This is a genomic window from Pseudomonas sp. BSw22131, assembly GCF_026810445.1.
Taxonomy (GTDB): Bacteria; Pseudomonadota; Gammaproteobacteria; order Pseudomonadales; family Pseudomonadaceae; genus Aquipseudomonas; species Aquipseudomonas huanghezhanensis.
On record NZ_CP113949.1, the window covers coordinates 4,485,790 to 4,504,301 of the forward strand.

Below are 18,512 nucleotides of genomic sequence, written 5' to 3' on the forward strand. Positions count from 1 at the left end.
ACCGGGGCGGGACTATGTTGGATTCCATAGCCCCGCAGAGCTTTCAAGTAACTGACTTAACGCACCCTCACATAATTGCCGGCACCGTCTCGGGTGTACTGAGTCCCGATAGGGTCGCCATAGGAGTTTGTAGGCTTCATCCGATCCTCATAGGCCTGAGAGGCTGCCGCGGAAACGAATCTGAGCGTCAAGAAGCCATCGTTATTTTCAATATCGGTATCGTTAATCGTCATCCACAGATCTTCGCCACCGCTGAACTCTCCACGGATATCCATAGCCTCTGGCGAGCCATGCTCTCCTACCCTGAAGATCAACTGACCAACTTTAGCCCTGTCGCCGCTATAGGGATAACGGTTATCACCCTTGCCGATCTCAATGATGTAATAGTTTCCGGCTGAGCCGGATCCCTTGGAGTTGCAGGTTCGAGCCTGGCGTTCATTGGTATTAAAGCACCATTCCCCGTCTGCATACAGATTACCTGCTTCAAGCACTTTTCCGATGTGTTGCCAGCCTTTGTTTGCGTAGACTTTAGTTTCCATGAAAATACTCCCTGTATAGTGAAAATGACACGTTTTCTGTTGCCTTAGTAAGGCTAGTACAGATTTTTTTGTTAGATAGGTTTTTTTGACAGGTCGGCGTAAACGAGAAGCCACTTTCTTCGCCTATCTGACCCCTAACGCGATCTACGCGCTGCTTGTTGGGCAGTTGCGCAAGGAGCTGATTCTGCCGTCGAGGGGTTCAGCGCTGCGCTCAATAGCATGCCGTTTTCGGTGCGTAAAAGCATAACTTATGACCGGGGCCGGGAAATGGCCAGGCATGCTGAAATAACGCAAAAAACTGGGGTAGCAATCTACTTCTGTGACCCGCATAGCCCTTGGCAGCGCGGCAGTAACGAGAACATCAACGGCCTGATTCGCCAAGGTACTGACCTGCCGGGCTACAGTCAGGAGGCGCTGGACGCCATCTCTCTATCAAATGAATATTCGTCCTCGTAAGCGATTCGGTTTTAAATGTCCGATTGAAGTAATGACTGAAGTAATGGGAATGCATGATACGGCCCCAGCCTCAAGTCAATAACTGTGTTGCACTCAGCTTCTGCAACCGCCCGGTTTTTGTAGTATCAATTTCAACGATGATGGCTAACAACACGATTGACTTCTTAATAATCCATAGCCGAGTAAAGTTGCCCCCATACCGAGTTACGCACTTAATCATCGATCTGGAGCAACTAACATGAACACTAACAAACTGATCTTCGGCCTGGCTTTCTCTCTTCTTGCAAGTAGCGCTTTTGCACTTCCAGGCAACGTTACAACTCAACACATCAATGCGCCTCTTGTCGCTGAAAACGGTTCTTCCCACACCAATGTAGGTCGGTTGGCTGCTGATGGCGCTGATCGTGTTGGTGCAAACCGCGTAGCCGCTGACGGTGCTGACCGCGTCGGTGCAAATCGAGTTGCTGCTGATGGCGCTGACCATATTGGTGCAAATCGCCTCGCTGCTGATGGCGCTGATCGTGTCGGCGCAAATCGCTTGAGTTGATCGCTTTTCGACGTCCTCCCCCAGCCCGGCTTTTTGCCGGGCTTAGTTTTTTCCGCGCAAAGCCCCTAAAACCCTTGCCCTACTTGCCTCAGCCCTACCCGCCTGTCATGACTGAAGATGAAAAATGTCGTTCAGAAGCCCGCTCGGCCCAGCACCTGTGCATTGATCCCCTTCGCGAAGAAAATCGTCAACACTCACGAAAGGCAATCTGTCAACACTCTAAATTACCAAACTGACAGAGAAACGCCCCAATGCAGCCCACAATCCGCTGGAGCGCTTTAAAATCGGGCATCTCAGCCAACTATCATTTATAGCGATGTTCGTTAGCAACCTTGTTAACTTCTACTTAATCGTTGCACGCGTAAGATTGGCTCCATACCGAGTTAACAAACTTTTGAACTTTTTTGAACTTTGATGGAGTCACTATCATGAAAACCAACACACTGATTATGGGCCTCACACTTTCACTTCTGGCATCGAGCGCTTTTGCACTGCCAGGCACACAAACTTATTCTGCACTAAATGGCACTGTTGTCGCAGAAGGTGGTTCTTCCCACACTAATGCTTCTCACACCGGCTCTTATCGCCAGGCCTCGGATGGTTCGGATCACATCGGTGCAAACCGTCTGGCCGCTGACGGCGCTGACCGCGTAGGCAATAACCGTCAAGCTGCTGATGGCGCAGATCACATCGGTGCCAACCGTCTGGCAGCAGATGGTGCTGACCGCGTCGGCAATAACCGTCAAGCCGTTGATGGCGCAGATCACATCGGTGCCAACCGTCTGGCAGCAGATGGTGCTGACCGTGTAGGCAACAATCGCGTCAGCTAACAACCGCTTCACCTTTCCATACCTGGCCCGGCATCTGCCGGGCTTGATCGTTTCTGAGGCATGAGAAAATCTGCGTGGCGTTGTCAAACCCAGCGATACAGGTGTAGAAACCTGCCCTAATGCCTTGCACTATGACGACCCTCATTAATCTCTACCGTCATATCAGCTCTTCAGGAAGCGCGCCATGTCAGAAGAAATCCATTTCTACGAACCCGCCAACGGCCACGGTTTGCCACACGATCCCTTCAACGCAATCGTCGGCCCACGACCTATCGGATGGATTTCGTCCCACGACAAAGAAGGCAGGCTGAACCTGGCGCCGTACAGCTTTTTCAACGCCTTCAATTACATCCCGCCCATCATTGGTTTTTGCAGCGTTGGCCGCAAAGACAGCCTCAACAATATTGAGCAAACCGGTGAGTTCGTCTGGAATCTGGCAACGCGGCCTTTGGCCGAGCAGATGAACCAAAGCTGCGCCCCAGTGGCGCCGGATGTGAGTGAGTTCGAGCTGGCAGGATTGACTGCAGAACCTTCGCGCATTGTCTCGGTGCCCCGCGTAAAGGAAACGCCAGTGGCGTTTGAATGCAAGGTGACGCAGATCATTCAGCTGCAACGGGCGGATAAAACCGAAGTGCCGAGCTGGCTGATTCTGGGGGAAGTGGTGGCGGTGCATATCGCCAAGCGCTTGCTCAAGGACGGGATTTACGACACCGCTGCCGGCGAGCCAATCTTGCGCGGCGGCGGCCCGGCTGATTATTTCCAGCTGGGCCCTGAATCACTGTTCAAAATGTATCGACCGCAGTCCTGATTAATCCTGGGCGAACAGCAGTTCGCCTTCAGGCGTTACGTCGATCAGCCGCTCCAGTTCCTGAACAGCGGCCTGATCGGCCTCCAGCGCAGTCTTGAAACGCTGGTCTTGCAGCACACGATTAAACGTCGGTGCACCACCAGCGCCAATACCCTTTACCGCGATTGCGGCGCTGTAACCGTCTTCACCCGGAGACGCGGCAGACACCGCCTCGAAATACTGAAATTCTTTGCGAGCCATGAGATTGATCCCTGCCTGAAGTAAAAGGGCAGATTCTAGACCGCCTCGGCCTCGGCCGCACCCACGCTCACGAACGTCTCGAAATCGAAGCTGCTGACGACGCACTGCTGGACCAGTTCCGAAAAAACGGACAGGTCAGGAGAGCCAAGCCAGGCATTCATCGCCTGCTCCCCCGTCCATGAGCCGCTGATCACCCACGACTCAGCGTCGGTGGTGGATTGCTCAAGAGCAAAATGCAGGCAACCCTGCGCGGCGGATGCGAGACCCACCAGGCCGCTCAGCGCCGCGCCGAGTCGTTCACTGTGCCCTTTACGGGCTCGGGCGGTGACATGGTGAATCACGATGGAGGATCTGGGCATGGTCTGCACTCCTTTAAGGCCGCGTCGAAGGGAGGCGTTGCGGCAGGAATGAAGCGTAAAGGCGCAAAGCGATTGCTGGTTAGCCGATTACTGCGCGGTGATTGCCTGATCCTGCGCCAATGACGCGTACGGGTGCGGCAAGCATGCAAAACCCCGAACCCCACCGCGAGGACTTTCAAGCAAGTTGCGCCTGCGCTCAGGGCTGCGCATTGCGGCATTCACCCGACCACGACAGAATCAGGCAATCATCCAGCAGGATTCGCCTAACGCCATTGCTTGCACAAAAATAAGCTGTGACCCAATGTACGCCTGTCAGAGGATCCACCCATGCCAAACGCAGCCAGCCAAGACGCGTTGCCATGCCCCGTCAAGCAGCCCGAACTGAGCGCTCAGATGGAGCAACAACGCGTCGAGTTGACCGATCTGATTCTGCGCCACTCCAAAAGTGAGGGCAGCCAGCAGACGGCAATCAAGGCGCTGCACATGGTGCGACACGAGTCCCCGACGCAGTCGATTCCGACCTTGGTCCAGCCGGCGCTTTGCATCATGGCCCAGGGCAGCAAGGACGTGAAACTGGGGGACGCCAGCTTCACGTACGACCCGCTGCATTACCTGGTGTTGTCAGTGGCGATGCCCATCAGTGGCAAGATCGTCTACGCCTCGTCGCAAGAGCCACATCTGGCGATGCGGATCGACATCGACCCTGCCGAGATCAACGCGCTGATCGCCGAAGCGGGCCCCATGAGTGTGCCCTCGCGGCCCAGCGGGCGTGGTCTGTACATAGAGCGTATCGACAGTACATTGCTCGACGCCGTGATTCGCTTGATCCGGCTGCTCGACAGCCCCAAAGACATACCGATGCTGGCGCCGTTGATCAATCGCGAAATACTCTATCGCCTGCTGCGTGGGCAGCAAGGACACAAGCTGTACGAAATCGCGATTGCCAACTGTCAGACGCACCGTGTGACGCAGGCGATCAAATGGCTGAACGAACATTATCAACAGCCGCTTCGTATCGACGAACTGGCCAGGGAAGTGAACCTCAGCGTTTCGACCTTGCATCATCGTTTCAAGGCGGTCACCGCCATGAGCCCGCTGCAATATCAGAAACAGCTGCGTTTGCAGGAAGCCCGTCGCCTGATGCTCAACGACGGACTGGAAGCGTCCGCCGCTGGCTATAAAGTGGGTTACGAAAGCCCTTCGCAGTTCAGCCGCGAATACAGCCGGCTATTTGGCGCACCGCCGTTACGCGATCTCGCCCGTTTGCGCAAGAGCTTGTGAGTGTGCGCGTCGGGATCAGCCACCGCGTTACGCTTCGCTCAATCCCTTCATCCAGCTGCGCTGATCGATCTCGATCACAGTGGGCCCTTGACGATCATTTGCTTCATTTAGCGCAGCCTTGAGCTGGGCGACGCTGCTCACCGCCTCAGCCGCGCAGCCCAGCGCTTTGGCCACCCCGATGAAATCCGGGGTGTAGATGTCCACGCCGACCGGCTCGATGTCGCGGTTGACCATGTACTTTTTAATCTCCTCGTAGCCTTGGTTATTCCACAGCAGGACGATGATGGGCGTGCGCGCTTCGACTGCGCTGGCCAGCTCCGGGAGCGTGAACTGCAAGCCACCGTCGCCGATCAGGCAGGCCACAGGATTGCACTCGCCTTTGTCCTGACTGCCGAGCCAGGCGCCCACGGCTGCGGGCAAGGCGTAACCCAACGTGCCGTAGCCGGTGGATGAATTGAACCAGCGGCGCGGATGGTCCAGGTCCAGCGTGAGGTTCCCGGTGTAGACCGGCTGCGTTGAATCGCCGACCAGCACCACGTTGGGCAGCACTTCAAGCACGGTCTTGAGGAACACTGTCTGGCCGCGAGTCGCTTCATCCCAGGACGTCGCAAGGCTTTCGCGCAGTGCTGCGGCGCGCTTGTGGCCCCAGTCATCGCCACGTGGTGCCAGATGCTCATTGTCCAGCGCAAGGACCAGCGCCTCGGCGGCGGTTCGGGCATCGGATACCAGCGCGATTTTCGGCGCAAAGTTGCGCACCGTCTGATCGGGGTCGATGTCGATGCGCAGCAGCGTGCCGCGGATTTTGAAGTGCCCCTGAAAGGTAATGTCGTAGTCGGTTTCAGCCAGCTCGGTGCCAATCGCCAGGACAACGTCGGCGGCGTGTATCAACTCGCGGGTCGGGTCGAGGGATTGCGTGGAACCAATAAGCAATGGGTGGCTGGACGGCAGCATCCCCTTGGCGTTGATGGTCAAGGCAACGGGCGCCGCCAGTCGCTCCGCGAGTCGGGTCAAGCTTTCGGCTGCATCGATAGCGCCCCCACCCGCAAGGATCAACGGACGCTCAGCGTGGGCCAGCAACGTCGCCATCTGCTTTATCGCGGCAGGCGACGGACCGGCACGGCTGATACTGACGGGCTGGCTGTCGAGCAGTGCATCGGCATTCTCCAACAGCACGTCCAACGGGATTTCGATGTGGACAGGGCGCGGCCGGCCGGCCTGAAACACTGCAAACGCACGCGCCAGTACAGAGGGCAGGTCCGCGGCAGACATCAGCGTGTGAGAAAACGCCGCGACGCCTGCCACCAAGGCGCTCTGTACGGGCAGCTCGTGCAGCTTGCCGCGCCCGCCACCCAATTGATTGCGTGATTGAACGCTGGAAATCACCAGCATCGGGATCGAGTCGGCATACGCCTGGCCCATGGCGGTGGTGATGTTGGTCATGCCGGGGCCGGTGATGATGAAACACACGCCCGGTTTACCGCTGGTACGCGCATAGCCGTCGGCCATGAAGCCTGCGCCCTGCTCGTGACGTGGCGTCACGTGGTTGATCGTCGAGCTGCCCAGCCCGCGATAAAGCTCTACCGTGTGTACGCCGGGAATCCCGAATACCTTCTCGACGCCATAGCCTTCGAGTAACTTGACCAACACTTCGCCGCAGGTTGCCATGTCTCTGAGTCCTTGTTTTCGGGGATCACTCAACAACGGAGCCGTTCCAGTGCCCTCATCGTGCACAACGAGCACCGCCAGCAGTGAGGCTGATTGGAACCGCGCGGCCATATCTGTGACAACGCAAAAAATGTCATGCTTAGCCATGTTCTCAACGCATGGCTGCGCACGCCGATGAAACGCCCGCCTCCCCTCCCCGCGCTGCATACCTTTCTGATCACGGCTCAGTGCTGCAACTTCACCCGTGCTGGCGAGCTGCTGAACATTACTCAGGGCGCGGTCAGCCGGCAGATTTCCGGGCTTGAAAGCTATTTGGGCTACAGCCTGTTTCAGCGTCAGGCCAGGGGGTTGAGCCTGACGGCGCAGGGGCGAGAACTGTTTGCGCGGATGCAGCAGATTTTTGCGTTGATTGACGATGCGGTCGATCAAGTCGGCGTCAAGCGTGAGGCGCTGCAACTCAAAGCACCGACGTGCATGATGCGCTGGCTGCTACCGCGCTTGTTGCAGTGGCAAAAAGAACGTCCCGATGTACGCGTGGAACTGACCACGACCGTCCAGCATGCTGTGGATTTCAAGCGCGAGGCCTTCGATGCGGCGGTGGTGTATGGCACCCGACCGGATGGATCAATGCAGGTGCATCACATTTTCGATGAACAACTGACGCCTGTTTGCTCGCAGCAATTGCTCGACGGCCCGCAGCCGCTTGCAAAATCGAGTGATCTGGAACACCACATGCTGCTGCACCCGACCCGAGACCAGCGTGATTGGGAGCAATGGCTGAACGTGGCGGGCACCACGTTGAGCAACATCGGCAAAGGTCAGCACTTCGACACGCTGGACCTGGCAATGACAGTGGCGTCCCAAGGCTCGGGTGTCGCGATGGGTGACTGGGCGTTGATTGCCGAGGACTTGAGCGCCGGGCGGCTGGTGATGCCCTTTGATCTGAAAGTCAGAACCGGCGCAGCTTATTATTTGGTCTACCCAAATCGTGCCGCAGCCGCGCCACCGCTGCAGGAGCTGATTGACTGGCTGCTGGCGCAGGCTTCTGCGCGGGAAGATGCGTAAGCGCCCCCGCTTCCGTTTGGCAAACTCACTCAACAGAGCATCGCACTCTGCCAATCCCCGCCTACACTTACCTTGTCCCGTTTAAAAACTTTTTTTAAGTCGGATTGAGGTAAACAGCATGAAAACCACAATAAAAAGACAATGCGTTTATGTACTTTCAGTCGCGGTTGTACTGTCCCTTTATGGCGCTGGCGCTTATCGGATTGAACAGTTGAGGCGAACACCGAGCGTTGCTGTGTGTTCATTCGGGCACTGCACGCCAACGGCGACGAGTTTCAGCGCGCTGCGATGAATAAATCTTCACCAGCCATGTGTTGACTGATCAAGGCCGCTATCGATTAGCAAGCTATCGGATTAGACTGAGCCGCCTCTCCCGCTGACTTTTCGGCGGGACACTCTGCCAGTTCAGGTCCCCAGCCTTGACCAGTCTCAATCAAACAAGACCGGACATTCGCAGCATTCTGTTTGCGCTGATGATGGCCGTTTTCCTCAGTGCGCTCGATCAGACCATCGTTGCGGTCTCGATGCCAGCGATCTCCACTCAATTCAATGACTTCGACCTGCTCGCCTGGGTAATTTCCGCCTACATGGTCGCGCTGACCGTGGCTGTGCCGATCTACGGCAAGCTGGGCGACCTCTACGGCCGCCGCCGCTTGATGCTGTTCGGGCTGGGCACGTTTACGCTGGCATCGTTGTTCTGCGGGATGGCGCAGAGCATGGAGCAGCTGGTGCTTGCGCGGGTCCTGCAAGGCATTGGCGCCGGCGGGATGGTATCGGTAAGCCAGGCAATCATCGGGGACATCGTCCCGCCACGTGAGCGCGGTCGCTATCAGGGTTACTTCAGCGGGATGTACGCAGCGGCCAGCGTCGCCGGCCCGGTACTCGGCGGGTTGATGACGGAATACGTGTCGTGGCGCTGGGTGTTTTTTATCAACCTGCCGCTGGGCCTTGCCGCCTGGTGGGTAGCACGCAAGACGCTGGTGGGTCTGCCCATACCGCAGCGCAAGCCAATCATTGATTATCTGGGCACGCTGCTGATGATCATCGGCCTGACCGCTCTGCTGCTCGGTATCACTGACATTGGCCAGGGACGCAGTTGGCGCGATCAACAGGTGATCACGCTCTTGGGTATCGCGTTGCTGGCCCTGGTGCTTTTCGTCCTGTACGAACGTCGCACACGTGAACCGCTGCTGCCGATGCACCTGTTTGCCAACCGCAGCGCCGTGTTGTGCTGGTGCACGATCTTCTTCACCAGTTTTCAGGCGATCTCATTGATTGTGTTGTTGCCGTTGCGGTTCCAGACAGTCACCGGCGGGGGTGCGGACAGCGCTGCGCTGCACCTCATGCCGCTGGCGATCGGCATGCCGATGGGGGCGTATTTCGGCGGTCGTCGCACCTCGAAAACCGGTCGTTACAAGCCGATCATTTTCGCGGGTGCTCTGTTGATGCCGCTGGCGATTCTGGGCATCGCCCTGACGCCGCCGCAATCGGCCGTGCTCACGGGCGTGTTCATGGTGCTCACAGGGATCGCCAGCGGTCTGCAGTTCCCGACCTCTCTGGTAGGCACACAAAACTCGGTAGAACCCAAAGACATGGGAGTCGCCACCAGCACCACTAACCTGTTTCGCTCCTTGGGCGGTGCTGTCGGTGTGGCGTCGATGTCGGCGCTGTTGCTGGCAATGCTGGCGGGCTCGGGCGTGGTGAGTCCAGGTAACGGCACGCTGACCGGCGAAGGCGCATCCGGCAATTTGCTGATGGACAGCCTGCACGCCGCCAGCGGGCCAGGGCTTGAGTTGCTGCGGGGAAAACTGTCGATGACCTTCCAGCATCTCCTGTTCGCGAGCGCCGCGATCTCTTTGCTGGGACTGGCCGCCGCCTTTGCAATGCCCAATCACGTGTTGCGTGGCCGGGGTGACAAGGACCGATGACGTCCCTGTCGGGAATAACCCTCCCGCCAAGGCCGGCTCAACCGCTGTAGTAACCCACCGCAACCATGAAATGACCGACCTTGCGCATGTAGGCGTGCTTGAGCTCAATCTTGTTGGTGACAGGGTTTCGCCAGCGATACTCGTACTCGCCGTCGCTCTGTTTTTTGACCATCGCCAGCATCGGTACGCCTACCGGTTTGCCTTCAGGGTCTTTGACTTTACTGAAATCAGTGCCGACCAGCCGGAGATTGGTGCCGTGAGCGACGTAGCGTTGACTGTCGGTGTTGACGACAAACACATAGAGATCGTCCTGCAGGAAGCCGCCCTTGAGGCTATTTATCGCGTCAACGGTGCCTTTTTCATCCGCTGACAGCTCAGTTGCAGCCTTGTCGAGCAATGCCTTCGCCTGTGCTGGCGAGGCGCGCGGCAGGTAATACCCTACGGCCAGCAGGCGGTTGCCCACTCGCTGGAAATAAACCCGTTTGCGCTCAACCTTGCCATCGGCCCAGTTCTGCCAACGGTACTCGGCTTGCTGAATGCCAGCGCTCTCAGGTGTTTGCAGCGCGCTCTGGAGGTTTTTTTGCAGTTCGGGGTCAAGCACAGAGGAGACGTCACGTCCGATGAGCGCCACTGACGGTCCGCCGCTTGCAAGCATTACGCCGTGGGTGTCGGTCACAAAAACATAGCGCTCACCGTCAACGAATTCACCTTGACGGCTGAACTGCGCAAACGCCTTGTCGCCTTCCTGCCGATAACGGGCTACGGCTTTTTCCAGCAAGGACCTGGCAGCTGATGCTTCTTGTGCTTCATCACCGGCAGCCCAGGACTTGCTGATGCAGAGCAAAGCCAGCAAGACGACAAGGGCTGTTTTGACAGCACGATCTCCCGACAAAAGGCCCATTGCCAACCCCCGATCTTATGAGTGTTTTTGAAACATTTGGCTCACAGCTTAGCCACAGTATGGCGATAGGGAATCATTCGTCAGACCTATGAGAAACGCCAGATTGGTGCGTCAAGAGGCTGTCGGGGGGCTGAATAAAAGAAGGGAATCGGCAAACAGGACGTCGGCCGACTATTAAAGCGGGATTGTGGAGGGTATAGATGCTCAGACGCCGTGCAGTTATAGTCAATCGGGCGCAGAGCGAGGCTGAAACCAGTCGTATCGGAGGGGTAATGCCCCACGTTGACCCTCAACGTTGCAGCGACTCAGCCACGCAAGGCCGGGCTCAAGCGAAGCATATCTATGACGGAATCGACCAGTTTCTCGGCTTCATCGTGAAGCGAAAAGCTATCCGGGACCAATAACCACTGACCCAGAATGCCATCTATATGCGCATGCAAACAGATTGCCCCGCGCACGGGGTTGAGGTCATTGGGTAACTGTCCACGACGCACGGCATTGCTCAGGGTTAACGCGATGCGCTCGTTACATTCCAGCGAGATAATCTGCCGCTGGCGTCGCATGTCACACATCTCGTCAGTGAACTCGATCTTGTGAAACAGGATTTCATTGATGCGACGGGTTTTGGGGTCCAGTGCAACTTGTTGAAACAAATGAACCAGAAGCTTCCGCATCCAGCCAAGCGGGTCGACCTCGTCCTCGCTCTCGCTATTCTTGGCCATTTCTTCCAGCGGCTCGTGCAGGCTGTCGAGCATCGCCTGGACCAAATCCGACTTGTTGCTGAAGTGCCAGTAAATTGCGCCGCGGGTCACGCCCGCCAGTGCGGCGATGTCTGCCAGTGTGGTCCTGGCCACCCCTCGCTCATAAAAAGCTCTCTCGGCCGCTTCAAGAATCTGCTTACGGGTTTCCTGAGCTTCCTCTTTGGTGCGTCGGACCATGGCAGTAAAACCTCAATAAAATTGCTTCAGGCTTGCAGGCTGATGCGCCTGGCCAGCTTTCCGGGCAGCGCTTGTATCGCCTTGTCCCGACTTTACAAAAAGTTGCTTGCTGCGCTTGATTGTCGCAGGCTTGGGTATTTACAAACAACCGTGAACGTAAGTATATTCGTTAGCTTGCTACTTATCCAGCCGGAAAAAGTTTTCGCCCTTTCCACTTTCATGAGCACTAGCTCCTGACCCGAGGATCTTCATGCAATTCAAGCCAGCTGTTACCGTACTGGTTACTGCCGTCGCCCTGGCATCGCTGCTCAGCGGATGCAGCAAAAAGGAAGAAGCGGCCGCAGCACCACCGCCTCCTCAGGTCGGCGTAGTTACTCTGCAAACCCAGGCCTATACCCTGACTACCGAGCTGCCTGGCCGCACCACGGCATTCCGTATCGCGGAAGTTCGTCCGCAGGTCAATGGCATCATTCTCAAACGTCTGTTTACTGAGGGTGCCGACGTCAAGGCGGGTCAGCAGCTTTATCAGATCGATCCGTCCATCTATCAAGCGACGCTCGACAGCGCGAAAGCCACTTATCAAGCTTCCAACTCGCTGGCCGGTCGTTACAAACAGCTGATCAATGAGCAGGCCGTTAGCCGTCAGGAGTACGACACCGCCGTCGGCTCCGCGCGTGAAGCTCAGGCTGCGGTGCAGACAGCTGATATCAACCTGCGCTACACCAAGGTCTATGCACCTATTTCCGGCCGTATCGGGCGTTCCTCGGTGACAGAAGGTGCGCTGGTCAGCAACGGCCAGGCCGATGCAATGGCAACAATCCAGCAACTCGATCCTATCTACGTCGACGTGGTTCAGTCTTCAGCCGAGATGTTGCGCCTGCGCAGCGATCTGGACAGCGGCAAACTGCAGAAATCCGGTGACAACGCAGCCAAGGTCAAACTGACCCTGGAAGACAGCAGCGTCTACAAACAGGAAGGCAAGCTGGAGTTTTCGGAAGTGTCGGTCGACCAGACCACCGGTTCCGTGACCTTGCGCGCAGTGTTCCCCAACCCTGAGCACCGCCTGCTGCCAGGCATGTTCGTTCATGCGCAGTTGCAATCGGGTGTCAGTGCCCAGGCAATTCTGGTGCCGCAGCAAGGTGTCACGCGGGACCTCAAAGGCACGCCTACCGCGCTGATTGTCAACCAGGACAACAAAGTCGAGCTGCGTACGCTGGTCGCCAACCGGACTTCCGGCACCGACTGGCTGGTCGAGAAAGGCCTTAATGCAGGTGACCGCGTGATCACCGAAGGTCTGCAGTTCGTCAAGCCCGGCGCTGAAGTGAAAGTCGCCGACGCCAAGAACGTCAAATCTGCAGAATCCGCCCCGGCCGCTGCTCCGGCAACTGACAAAGCCGCAGGCAGTAAAGGGGAGTAATTCATGTCGAAATTTTTCATCGACCGTCCAATTTTCGCGTGGGTAATAGCCCTCGTGATCATGCTGGTCGGGGGTTTATCGATCCTCAAGCTGCCGATCAACCAATATCCAGCGATTGCGCCACCGGCCATCGCGATTCAGGTGACCTACCCAGGCGCGTCAGCACAGACCGTGCAGGACACCGTGGTTCAGGTCATCGAGCAACAGCTCAACGGTATCGACAACCTGCGTTATGTCGCCTCGGAAAGTAACTCCGACGGCAGCATGACCATCACCGCTACCTTCAATCAGGGCACCAACCCCGACACCGCACAGGTTCAGGTACAGAACAAACTGAACCTGGCAACCCCGCTCCTGCCGCAAGAAGTGCAGCAGCAGGGCATTCGTGTGACCAAGGCGGTGAAGAACTTCCTGATGGTGATCGGCCTGGTATCGGAAGACGGCAGCATGGCCAAGGAAGACTTGGCCAACTACATCGTTTCCAACATGCAGGACCCGATCTCTCGTACCTCCGGTGTGGGTGACTTCCAGGTGTTCGGTGCTCAGTACGCGATGCGTATCTGGCTCGACCCGGCCAAGCTGAACAACTTCCAGCTGACACCAGTGGACGTCAAAACCGCTATTGCGGCGCAGAACGTTCAGATTTCATCCGGTCAACTGGGCGGCTTGCCAGCAGTCAGCAATCAACAGCTCAACGCCACCATCATCGGCAAGACACGTCTGCAGACGGCCGAGCAGTTCGGCAACATCCTGCTGAAGGTCAACCGCGACGGTTCGCAAGTGCGGATCAAAGACGTGGGTACGGTCGGTCTGGGCGGCGAAAACTACAGCGTAGACGCGCAGTACAACGGCAAGGCGGCTTCGGGTCTGGCGATCAAACTCGCGACCGGCGCCAACGCTTTGGACACCGCAAAAGCGATTCGCTCCACCGTCAGCCAGCTGGAACCGTTCTTCCCGCCCGGCATGAAAGTGGTTTACCCGTATGACACCACGCCAGTGGTCAGCGAATCGATTACCGGAGTTGTACATACTCTGGGTGAAGCGATCGTTCTGGTGTTCCTGGTGATGTACCTGTTCCTGCAAAACTTCCGCGCCACCATCATCACCACGATGACAGTGCCAGTGGTCTTGCTCGGGACATTCGGCATCCTCGCCGCCGCCGGTTTCACCATCAACACCCTGACCATGTTCGGCATGATTCTGGCCATCGGCTTGCTGGTGGACGATGCGATCGTAGTGGTGGAAAACGTCGAGCGGGTGATGGAGGAGGAGAAGCTCTCCCCCCGAGATGCCACGATCAAGTCCATGGGCCAGATTCAAGGCGCCCTGGTCGGTATCGCCATGGTGCTCTCTGCAGTATTGCTGCCAATGGCGTTCTTTGGCGGCTCCACGGGCGTGATCTACAAGCAGTTCTCGATCACCATCGTTTCGGCGATGGGCTTGTCGGTCTTGGTTGCCTTGATCTTCACCCCGGCCTTGTGCGCCACCATGCTCAAGCCGATCGACCCGGAAAAACACGGTCAGCCTAAACGCGGCTTCTTTGGCTGGTTCAACCGCACGTTCGACCGCAGTGTTCTGAGCTACGAGCGTGGTGTCGGCAACATGCTGCGCCACAAGATTCCGGCCTATCTGGTCTACCTGCTGATCTTCGCCGGCATGATCTGGATGTTCATGCGCATCCCGGCTGCGTTCCTGCCAGAAGAAGACCAGGGCGTGATCTTTGCCCAGGTTCAGACGCCTCCAGGCTCGTCCGCAGAACGGACCCAAGCGGTCCTCGACGAGGCGCGCAGCTACTTGCTCGACAAAGAGTCGAGTGCAGTGCAATCGGTGTTCACGGTCAACGGCTTTAACTTCGCGGGCCGTGGTCAGAGTTCCGGTCTGGCGTTCATCCTGCTAAAACCGTGGGGCGACCGTAACGACGACAACAGTGTCTTCGCGCTGGCCAAACGCGCTCAGGCGCAGTTCTTCACCTTCCGCGATGCGTTGTCGTTCGCAGTGGTCCCGCCTTCAGTACTGGAGCTGGGTAACGCCACAGGTTTCGACTTATACCTGCAGGACCAGGGCGGTGTCGGTCACGCCAAGTTGATGGAAGCGCGTAACCAACTGTTGGGCATGGCGGCGCAGAGCAAGGTTCTGGCTGGCGTGCGTCCTAACGGTCTGAACGATGAGCCGCAGTATCAACTGGTGATCGACGACGAACGCGCCAGTGCGTTGGGCGTCAGCCTGAGCGACATCAACACCACGTTGTCGGTGGCTTTCGGTGGCAACTACGTCAACGACTTCATCGACCGCGGTCGCGTGAAGAAGGTGTACGTACAGGGTCAACCCGATGCCCGCATGAAGCCTGAAGACCTGAAAAAATGGTACGTGCGCAACAGCGCAGGTGACATGGTGCCGTTCGCCTCGTTCGCCTCCGGCGAGTGGGTCTACGGCTCACCGAAACTGTCGCGTTACAACGGCGTTCCGGCCGAGGAAGTGCTGGGTACACCAGCGCCGGGCTACAGCTCGGGCCAGGCCATGGATGAAGTCGAAGCGCTGGTGAAGAAGCTGCCAGCCGGCATCGGTTATTCCTGGACAGGTCTGTCGTACGAGGAGCGCCTGTCGGGCTCCCAGGCGCCAGCGTTGTATGCCATTTCGATCCTGATGGTCTTCCTCTGTCTGGCGGCGCTGTACGAGAGCTGGTCGATTCCGATTGCCGTGCTGCTCGTCATCCCGCTTGGCGTGATCGGCGCACTGATGGCAACCAGCCTGCGAGGTCTGTCCAACGACGTGTTCTTCCAGGTCGGGCTCCTGGTGACGGTGGGTCTGGCGGCGAAAAACGCCATCCTCATCGTCGAGTTCGCCAAAGAACTGCACGAGCAGGGGAAAAGTCTGGTCGATGCCACGATTGAAGCGTGCCGCATGCGTCTTCGTCCGATCATCATGACGTCAATGGCGTTCATCCTCGGCGTTGTGCCTCTGGCGATCTCCAGCGGTGCAGGTTCGGGCAGCCAACACTCCATCGGTACTGGTGTAATCGGCGGTATGATTACGGCCGTGGTGCTGGCGATCTTCTGGGTACCGCTGTTCTTCGTATCGATCTCCGGATTGTTCAAGGGCAAACAGAAACACACTCCAAACGATGAGGCTGGCCAATGAGCAAGTCCCTGATCTCGCTGGCAGTTACCGCGTTCATTCTCGGCGGCTGCTCGTTGATCCCTGAATACAACCAGCCTGCGGCCCCGGTCGCCGCACAATATCCGCAAGGCCCGGCGTATTCGCCGGCCCAGGCGGCCAACGTGGCGGCGTCCGAACAAGGCTGGCGTCAGTTCTTCCATGACCCGGCGCTTCAGCAGCTGATTCAGACCTCGCTGGTCAATAACCGTGACCTGCGCGTTGCGGCGCTGAATATCGATGCCTACCGCGCGCAGTACCGCATTCAGCGTGCGGACCTGTTCCCTGCCGTTAACGCAGAAGGCAGCGGTACACGCCAGCGGGTACCGGGCGATCTGTCGCAGACAGGTCAGGCGGGGATCACCAGCCAGTACTCGGTCGGTCTGGGCATCAGTGCCTATGAGCTCGACCTGTTCGGCCGTATCCGCAGCCTCAGCGAACAAGCCTTGCAGCAATACTTCGCCACTGAGGAAGCGCGCCGCAGCACCCAGATCAGCCTTGTTGCCAACGTGGCAACGGCTTATCTGACCTGGCAGGCTGACAAAGAACTGCTCAAGCTGACCCAGGACACGCTGGGCGCGTTTGAAGAAAGCTATCGCCTGACTTCGCGCAGCAATGAAGTCGGTGTGGCATCGGCACTGGACCTGGCGCAGTCGCGGACTTCGGTCGAAAGCGCTCGCGTCAAGCTGTCGCAGTACCAGCGCTTTGTGGCTCAGGATCTGAACAACCTGACGCTGCTGCTGGGCACGACGCTGCCGGAGAATCTGCCGACAGGCCAGCCTTTGAGCAACGACCTGCTGACAGAGCTGCCACCGGGCTTGCCATCTGACTTGCTGCAACGTCGTCCGGACATCCTGCAAGCCGAATACAACCTCAAAGCGGCGAACGCGAACATTGGCGCAGCCCGTGCAGCGTTCTTCCCCAGCATCAGCCTGACGGCCAGTGCCGGTACCGCCAGCGGTGACTTGAGCGGCCTGTTCAAGGGCGGCTCTGGAACCTGGTTGTTCACGCCGAAGATCAATCTGCCGATCTTCAACGCCGGCAGCCTGCGTGCCAGCCTGGATTATTCGAAGATCCAGAAGGACATCGGCGTCGCCAACTATGAGAAGGCGATTCAGACAGCGTTCCAGGAAGTCTCCGACGGCCTGGCTTCGCGCAAGACGTTCCGCGAGCAGTTGCAGGCGCAAAACGATTTCGTTCAGGCCAACCAGGACTACTACCGTCTGGCTGAACGTCGTTATCGCATCGGCATCGACAGTAACCTGACCTTCCTCGACGCCCAGCGCTCGTTGTTCAGCGCGCAGCAGTCGTTGATCAGTGATCGACTGTCGCAGCTGACCAGTGAGGTCAATTTGTACAAGGCGCTTGGCGGCGGCTGGTACGAACGGACGCCAGCTGGCCAGAAGCAGCCGACCTCAGGCGACGTGCCGTCTACCCGGTTGTTCTGATGTAAATGCACCATGAAAAAACCCACCGATTGGTGGGTTTTTTTTGGCCTGTGGGGGAGCTTGCTTGCGACAGGACATACCGGTCAGATCAGCGTGTTCAGCTGAGCAAAAACTCTGTCACACGCAACGTGAACACTTGCCCCAGCTCTACGCTGGACATATGCGCTGCGTAGTAGTCGGACAGCTGCGATCCGTCGATATGGTTTTGCAGGTAATGACCATCGGCAACGGTCGTGACCGCGTCATGGCTGCAGCAAATGATCAGAGTGTCCACCGCAATCGAGCTGACCTGCTTGAGATAGTCGGCATCGCGTAGCGCAGCACAGCAGGCGGCGTAGCCGAATGGCGACGTCGCGGCGAGCTGGTCGGTAGCCGCTTTGACCTGCTCCGGGTGGCTCGCCGTGAACTCCGGGGTAAACCAGCGCTGAGGCGCTGTCTGCGCCAGTGTCAGCATGCCCTGGGCACCTTCGTGTTCCAGAAGCGTAATGCGCTCGTTCCAGATGTCAGGCGTGCCGATCTTCGCTGCGGTGTTGCTCAGCACCAGCTTGTGCAGTCGGTCACTGGCGTGAATCCCTAACCACTGACCAGTCAGCCCGCCCATCGACAGGCCGCAGAAATGCGCTTTGTCGATCTGCAAGGCATCGAGCAACGCCAAAACGTCCTGCCCCAACTGCTCAATCGTATAAGGCCCTTGGCTTACCAGCGATTTGCCGTGCCCTCGCGTGTCGTAACGAAGCACTCGAAACGACTGACTGAACGCGTCCACCTGGGCGTCCCACATGTGAAGATCGGTGCCCAGTGCGTTGGACAGCACCAGCACCGGCGCGCCTTGCGGGCCGTCGATCTGATAGTGCAGCTCACCGTCATCAAGTTGTACGAATGGCATGGAAGTCCCTCTTTATTCGAACGCTCAAAGTGATGTATTGAAGGTTGGACA

At 57.8% G+C, this 18,512-nt stretch carries 16 protein-coding genes and 1 pseudogene; 10 read left to right on the top strand and 7 right to left on the bottom strand.

What is annotated here, in order from left to right:
• Positions 1-56: 56 nt before the first annotated feature.
• Positions 57-539: a hypothetical protein gene (locus OYW20_RS20280; protein ID WP_268797702.1), complete on the bottom strand. Its 483-nt coding sequence runs from the start codon at positions 537-539 to the stop codon at positions 57-59.
• Positions 540-716: 177 nt separating this feature from the next.
• On the opposite strand from OYW20_RS20280, the pseudogene OYW20_RS20285 reads away from it, so the two are divergent.
• From OYW20_RS20285 to OYW20_RS20300, 4 genes and pseudogenes are all read left to right on the top strand, one after another.
• Positions 717-1,077 (top strand): annotated as a pseudogene (locus OYW20_RS20285) (IS30 family transposase); the annotation flags it as partial.
• A gap of 156 nt (positions 1,078-1,233) precedes the next feature.
• Complete coding sequence (locus tag OYW20_RS20290) at positions 1,234-1,542, top strand: hypothetical protein (protein ID WP_268797703.1); 309 nt, start codon at positions 1,234-1,236, stop codon at positions 1,540-1,542.
• Between the two features lie 428 nt (positions 1,543-1,970).
• Entirely contained in the window at positions 1,971-2,372 is a 402-nt protein-coding gene (locus OYW20_RS20295; RefSeq protein WP_268797704.1) for a hypothetical protein, read from the top strand.
• 184 nt (positions 2,373-2,556) lie between these two features.
• On the top strand, positions 2,557-3,180 hold the full coding sequence (locus tag OYW20_RS20300; protein ID WP_268797705.1) for a flavin reductase family protein: 624 nt from the start codon (positions 2,557-2,559) through the stop codon (positions 3,178-3,180).
• Here OYW20_RS20300 and OYW20_RS20305 read toward each other — a convergent pair whose 3' ends face one another.
• The gene (locus OYW20_RS20305) at positions 3,181-3,420 is read right to left on the bottom strand and encodes a hypothetical protein (protein ID WP_268797706.1); all 240 of its coding nucleotides are present in this window, start codon (positions 3,418-3,420) and stop codon (positions 3,181-3,183) included.
• 35 nt (positions 3,421-3,455) lie between these two features.
• Complete coding sequence (locus OYW20_RS20310; protein WP_268797707.1) at positions 3,456-3,779, bottom strand: antibiotic biosynthesis monooxygenase family protein; 324 nt, start codon at positions 3,777-3,779, stop codon at positions 3,456-3,458.
• Between the two features lie 327 nt (positions 3,780-4,106).
• Between OYW20_RS20310 and OYW20_RS20315 the strand changes: the two genes are divergently transcribed.
• On the top strand, positions 4,107-5,060 hold the full coding sequence (locus OYW20_RS20315) for an AraC family transcriptional regulator (protein WP_408005425.1): 954 nt from the start codon (positions 4,107-4,109) through the stop codon (positions 5,058-5,060).
• A 27-nt stretch (positions 5,061-5,087) separates the two neighbouring features.
• Here OYW20_RS20315 and OYW20_RS20320 read toward each other — a convergent pair whose 3' ends face one another.
• Positions 5,088-6,725: a 5-guanidino-2-oxopentanoate decarboxylase gene (locus tag OYW20_RS20320; protein ID WP_268797708.1), complete on the bottom strand. Its 1,638-nt coding sequence runs from the start codon at positions 6,723-6,725 to the stop codon at positions 5,088-5,090.
• Positions 6,726-6,899: 174 nt separating this feature from the next.
• Here OYW20_RS20320 and OYW20_RS20325 point away from each other — a divergent pair, with 174 nt between their 5' ends.
• On the top strand, positions 6,900-7,790 hold the full coding sequence (locus tag OYW20_RS20325) for a LysR substrate-binding domain-containing protein (protein ID WP_268801193.1): 891 nt from the start codon (positions 6,900-6,902) through the stop codon (positions 7,788-7,790).
• Positions 7,791-8,209: 419 nt separating this feature from the next.
• Positions 8,210-9,718 carry an MDR family MFS transporter gene (locus OYW20_RS20330; protein WP_268797709.1) on the top strand — a complete coding sequence of 503 codons (1,509 nt, stop codon included), beginning with the start codon at positions 8,210-8,212 and terminating at the stop codon, positions 9,716-9,718.
• A 37-nt stretch (positions 9,719-9,755) separates the two neighbouring features.
• On the opposite strand, the gene OYW20_RS20335 is transcribed toward OYW20_RS20330, so the two are convergent.
• Positions 9,756-10,619: a cache domain-containing protein gene (locus tag OYW20_RS20335; RefSeq protein WP_268797710.1), complete on the bottom strand. Its 864-nt coding sequence runs from the start codon at positions 10,617-10,619 to the stop codon at positions 9,756-9,758.
• A 305-nt stretch (positions 10,620-10,924) separates the two neighbouring features.
• Positions 10,925-11,557, bottom strand: coding sequence for a TetR family transcriptional regulator (locus OYW20_RS20340; protein WP_268797711.1), 633 nt, complete (start codon positions 11,555-11,557; stop codon positions 10,925-10,927).
• Between the two features lie 250 nt (positions 11,558-11,807).
• On the opposite strand from OYW20_RS20340, the gene OYW20_RS20345 reads away from it, so the two are divergent.
• From OYW20_RS20345 to adeC, 3 genes are read left to right on the top strand one after another with little or no spacing between them, the layout of a single operon-like run.
• Entirely contained in the window at positions 11,808-12,974 is a 1,167-nt protein-coding gene (locus OYW20_RS20345) for an efflux RND transporter periplasmic adaptor subunit (RefSeq protein ID WP_268797712.1), read from the top strand.
• A gap of 3 nt (positions 12,975-12,977) precedes the next feature.
• The gene (locus OYW20_RS20350) at positions 12,978-16,112 is read left to right on the top strand and encodes an efflux RND transporter permease subunit (protein WP_268797713.1); all 3,135 of its coding nucleotides are present in this window, start codon (positions 12,978-12,980) and stop codon (positions 16,110-16,112) included.
• On the top strand, positions 16,109-17,575 hold the full coding sequence (gene adeC / locus OYW20_RS20355; RefSeq protein ID WP_268797714.1) for an AdeC/AdeK/OprM family multidrug efflux complex outer membrane factor: 1,467 nt from the start codon (positions 16,109-16,111) through the stop codon (positions 17,573-17,575). Before OYW20_RS20350 ends, adeC begins: the two co-directional genes overlap by 4 nt.
• A 97-nt stretch (positions 17,576-17,672) precedes the next feature.
• Here the strand turns inward: adeC and pcaD are convergent, their stop codons facing one another.
• Positions 17,673-18,461, bottom strand: coding sequence for a 3-oxoadipate enol-lactonase (gene pcaD, locus OYW20_RS20360; RefSeq protein WP_268797715.1), 789 nt, complete (start codon positions 18,459-18,461; stop codon positions 17,673-17,675).
• Positions 18,462-18,512: the final 51 nt, after the last annotated feature.

Coding starts and splice junctions, on each gene's coding strand:
- OYW20_RS20320 (WP_268797708.1), bottom strand. CDS start 6,725: ATGGCAACCTGCGGCGAAGTGTTGGTCAAGTTACTCGAAGGCTATGGC.
- OYW20_RS20315 (WP_408005425.1), top strand. CDS start 4,107: ATGCCAAACGCAGCCAGCCAAGACGCGTTGCCATGCCCCGTCAAGCAG.
- OYW20_RS20325 (WP_268801193.1), top strand. CDS start 6,900: ATGAAACGCCCGCCTCCCCTCCCCGCGCTGCATACCTTTCTGATCACG.
- OYW20_RS20345 (WP_268797712.1), top strand. CDS start 11,808: ATGCAATTCAAGCCAGCTGTTACCGTACTGGTTACTGCCGTCGCCCTG.
- pcaD (WP_268797715.1), bottom strand. CDS start 18,461: ATGCCATTCGTACAACTTGATGACGGTGAGCTGCACTATCAGATCGAC.
- OYW20_RS20280 (WP_268797702.1), bottom strand. CDS start 539: ATGGAAACTAAAGTCTACGCAAACAAAGGCTGGCAACACATCGGAAAA.
- OYW20_RS20300 (WP_268797705.1), top strand. CDS start 2,557: ATGTCAGAAGAAATCCATTTCTACGAACCCGCCAACGGCCACGGTTTG.
- OYW20_RS20295 (WP_268797704.1), top strand. CDS start 1,971: ATGAAAACCAACACACTGATTATGGGCCTCACACTTTCACTTCTGGCA.
- OYW20_RS20335 (WP_268797710.1), bottom strand. CDS start 10,619: ATGGGCCTTTTGTCGGGAGATCGTGCTGTCAAAACAGCCCTTGTCGTC.
- OYW20_RS20305 (WP_268797706.1), bottom strand. CDS start 3,420: ATGGCTCGCAAAGAATTTCAGTATTTCGAGGCGGTGTCTGCCGCGTCT.
- OYW20_RS20290 (WP_268797703.1), top strand. CDS start 1,234: ATGAACACTAACAAACTGATCTTCGGCCTGGCTTTCTCTCTTCTTGCA.
- OYW20_RS20340 (WP_268797711.1), bottom strand. CDS start 11,557: ATGGTCCGACGCACCAAAGAGGAAGCTCAGGAAACCCGTAAGCAGATT.
- adeC (WP_268797714.1), top strand. CDS start 16,109: ATGAGCAAGTCCCTGATCTCGCTGGCAGTTACCGCGTTCATTCTCGGC.
- OYW20_RS20310 (WP_268797707.1), bottom strand. CDS start 3,779: ATGCCCAGATCCTCCATCGTGATTCACCATGTCACCGCCCGAGCCCGT.
- OYW20_RS20350 (WP_268797713.1), top strand. CDS start 12,978: ATGTCGAAATTTTTCATCGACCGTCCAATTTTCGCGTGGGTAATAGCC.